The 3,327-nt window shown below is 56.2% G+C and carries 4 protein-coding genes; 1 reads left to right on the plus strand and 3 read right to left on the minus strand.

Going from position 1 to position 3,327, the window contains the following annotated elements:
• Positions 1–245 precede the first annotated feature (245 nt).
• The 3 genes from K8W16_RS11970 to K8W16_RS11980 form a co-directional block, all read right to left on the minus strand.
• On the minus strand, positions 246–557 hold the full coding sequence (locus K8W16_RS11970) for a hypothetical protein (protein ID WP_304124161.1): 312 nt from the start codon (positions 555–557) through the stop codon (positions 246–248).
• Between the two features lie 21 nt (positions 558–578).
• Positions 579–914 (minus strand): helix-hairpin-helix domain-containing protein, encoded by a 336-nt coding sequence (locus K8W16_RS11975; RefSeq protein WP_304124164.1) that lies wholly within the window; start codon positions 912–914, stop codon positions 579–581.
• A gap of 139 nt (positions 915–1,053) precedes the next feature.
• On the minus strand, positions 1,054–2,520 hold the full coding sequence (locus K8W16_RS11980; protein ID WP_304124167.1) for an aryl-sulfate sulfotransferase: 1,467 nt from the start codon (positions 2,518–2,520) through the stop codon (positions 1,054–1,056).
• A 194-nt stretch (positions 2,521–2,714) separates the two neighbouring features.
• Between K8W16_RS11980 and K8W16_RS11985 the strand changes: the two genes are divergently transcribed.
• The coding region (locus K8W16_RS11985; protein WP_304124170.1) for an ABC transporter substrate-binding protein at positions 2,715–3,327 on the plus strand (613 nt) is incomplete at its 3' end.

A 3,327-nucleotide genomic window follows, 5' to 3' on the forward strand; every position in this document is an offset into this window, starting at 1 on the left:
CTGATATTACAACAGATAAATTTTGTTCAGCTAATGCTTGCGTTGAAGACGCAAGCAAAAATAAAAATGAAAAGAATAAAATCCTCATAAAATTCCTCCTATAACGATAAAGGAAAAATAGTTTGACATAAATTAATATGAAATATGGAAAACCCTACTTATTTAAAAGCAGAGAAAAGGAATGGTTTTCCCGAGAGATGAACGTATGATGGATTATGGTGAAGATGCTCAGGGATAAAGAGCACTCAATACGACTTCATGCCGGGCAGGGCGTTGGGGTTGAAAACGAGGTCGTTTTCTTCCTCGATGGGGTCGAGTTCCTTGATGAGCTCTTCCGTCATGCCGGGAATGTCGGTAAGGTCGCCGGAGGTGGTGAAGCGCATGCTTTTGCGCGCCTTCACAATGGCCTGCGCGACCTCCATGGGAAGATTCACTCCTTCCTCCGCGCAGTCGCGCACCATTTTTTCCGCGCCGGCCCTGTTGAAGCTGAAAGACCCGGCATACGCAGGTGCGGCCGTCAGGCAGACTGCAAGCAGCGGTACGGCAATACGGGTCATGTATAAAAATCTCCGGTAAAATCAGCACTTTGAAGGGGCGAGCGTCAATTCGGCGTCTGGATCGTACCACAGGGTGCCGCCGTGCTCAATGGGGTTGATGGCCTGGAGCGTGTGGTTGTCCAGCCCCGGAACCTTCAGAAAGTCCTCAGGCAGTTCAAAGGGCTTGTTTTTGGCCATGTCCACTATGGCCTCGGCCATTTCCGGGGTGATGTTGGCGTCGGGAATGTCCATGAGCTGCTCTGCCGTGGCCTTGTTCAGGTCGAAGGCGTCGGGACCGAGTTCCACGTCTTCGGCCAAGGCCGGAGAGGCGGCGCAGAGAAAGACGCCGAGAAAAAGAGATGCGAGAGACGATTTCATAAAAGCTCCGTGAGAGCGTTTCGATGGAGGTATTCCATCTGTTCCGGTTTTCCCGGCCCTTCCCTTCAGGAGAATACAGGGAGGGGCCGGGACTTGTTCAGGGCCGGGCAGGAGAGCCGGCCTTTACCGCAGGAGAAAGTCAGGCTCCCGCCTTGTAGGGCGTCTTGCTGGCGGGAATGGTGAAGGTGGTGTTTTCCGGCGGAGTCACGGCGAATTCCTGCGGCTTTCTGAGCTGGGGCACATAGTCGTAGGGCACGCGGTAGGCGCGGTACACCAGATTGAACCTGCCGTTGGGGTTGTACCAGGGGCTTATGTATTCCCACACGATTTCATGTTCGGGCGTGACTTCCTGGAACTGTCCCACGGCGCCGTTGGTGATGAGGGTGTTGCCGTTGGGCAGGCGCTGGGCGGAACTCACATAGTCGCTGTAGAACTTGTAGGTTTCGCGCAGGCCCATGGTGGCGGCGGAATGTTCCCATACCTTCTTGAGCGTGACGGGGTCGAACTCGATGACGCGGGAATAGTCGCGCCTTGCGTTGCTCCAGCCCATGGGGGAGGTGGGGTTTCTTTCGCCGTAACCGGCGAAGCCGCCGTTGTCGTACACGAGGATGTTGCCCGCCCCGGGCAGGCCCTTGGGAATCATGTGACAGTGGTGCTGGCCCACGATCTGGCCGAGTTTGTACAGGGCGCGCTTGTATTCCTTGCCGCCGAACTCCCACTTGTCGTCGGGGTAGAAGGTGGGGCCTATCTGCCACACGATTTTTTTGGTGGCTTTGTCGATGATGAAGCAGGTGTTGAGCTGGCGGCAGGAGCAGATGATGTTGTCCGGGTGGAAGGCCGCGTATTTCACCGGGTCTTCGTCATACCAGCGGTTGGGGCCGAGGGCGGAGGCGGAGTTCATGTGCATCCAGTCCGCCGCCTTCACGCCCGGGGTGCGGGTCATCTGCCAGGTGGGGAACTTGTACATGGTTTTCTTGAGGTCTTCGGGGAGCTTCAGCTCGTCGAAGTGCTCAAAGGCCTTCCAGTCCCAGAGGATGTTGTTGTCCTTGTCCATCTCGAAGAGATAGTCGTCGTCCAGGGGCTTTTTCTTCGTGATGGCCGGGTTTTCGGTGAAGAGGTGGGAAAGCACGAGAATTCTGCCTTCCGGCTTGTATTCCACGGGCATGTCCGGGCTGTGGTAGCCCGTGGGGCTGCCTTCCACCTGAAAGTCGTGATGCATGCCCGCAAGGGGGATGTTGCGCACGATGTTGCCGTCGAAGTCGCAGATGGAGAGGTCGGCGGACATGGGATCACCGTAGGTGCGGCCCTTCATTTCCGGCTTCTGCCTTGTAGCGCCCATGACATAGCCGCCTTTGAGCAGCTTGGTGGGGTGTTCAAGTTCGTTCACGTTTTTCCATTCATGCACGACGTTGCCGTTCATGTCGATGAGCACGCAGCCCTGCCCGGCCGTTTCCACGCCGAACACGGTGTAGCCGTTCCAGCATTTTTCCGGCTTGTAAATGGTGGTGCCGTGAGGGAACACGGAAGGGAAGGCCCAGCTTAAGGAAGGCGCGGCCGAAGCTGCCGCCGCGGCGGACAGTCCCAGAAGAAATTGACGACGGTTCATGTATCTTCCTCATGTAAGGTTGAAAGCAAGAAGTGTTTGAATATGCTTTAGCAAAGAACGTGCCATAATGATTTTTGTAGTGATATCAAGGGGGATACACTCCTCTCGTCCGTTTGAGCGTGAGAATTTCCGCACATGGCGGGGTTTTGTGTGCGGAAAGCCGCACGCTTTTTTTTCTTGCGGCAAAGGGACGCATGGTGTTTTATCATGATGAGGAGTCTGCCATGCGTCGCCTGCCCATATTTTTGCTGCTTTTCGTTTTTTTTTGTGTCGTTCCACCTCCGGCAAGTCCGGCCGATTCCGGCATGCCGGACAGAGCACGCCGCCTCGTCATAGGAGTGCCGCCCCATTCCGCCCCTCTTTCCTTCCTGAACGAGAGCCGTGACGGGCTTCTCGGTCTTGCCGTGGATCTCAGCGTGAAGATAGCCGGGGAACTTGGTATGGACATTGTTTTCGTGCAGAGCAATGCCCGCAAGCTGGAACAGAAGCTTCAGCGCGGGGAAATCGACGCCATGGTGGGCCTTCTGCCCGTGAATTTGAAGAACGATTTTTCCGACGTGCTGGTCACGCCCCTTGCCCTGAACCGCGCCATTCTGGTGGCGGGGCAGGAACATCAGTTCACCATGGAGCGCGACCTTGCCGGGCACAGAGTCATTCTCCAGCGCGGCGACGCCTATATGCCCAAGATGCTGGATATGGGCTGCACCGTGGTACAGGCCGATTCCATCACCAATGCTCTGAACCGCCTGGTGGGGGGCGAGGCGGAGGCCTACATTGCCAGTTCCGTGGAAATGGCCTTCCACATTG

The sequence above is a fragment of the Mailhella massiliensis genome (genome assembly GCF_020741395.1).
Taxonomy (GTDB): Bacteria; Desulfobacterota; Desulfovibrionia; order Desulfovibrionales; family Desulfovibrionaceae; genus Mailhella; species Mailhella massiliensis_A.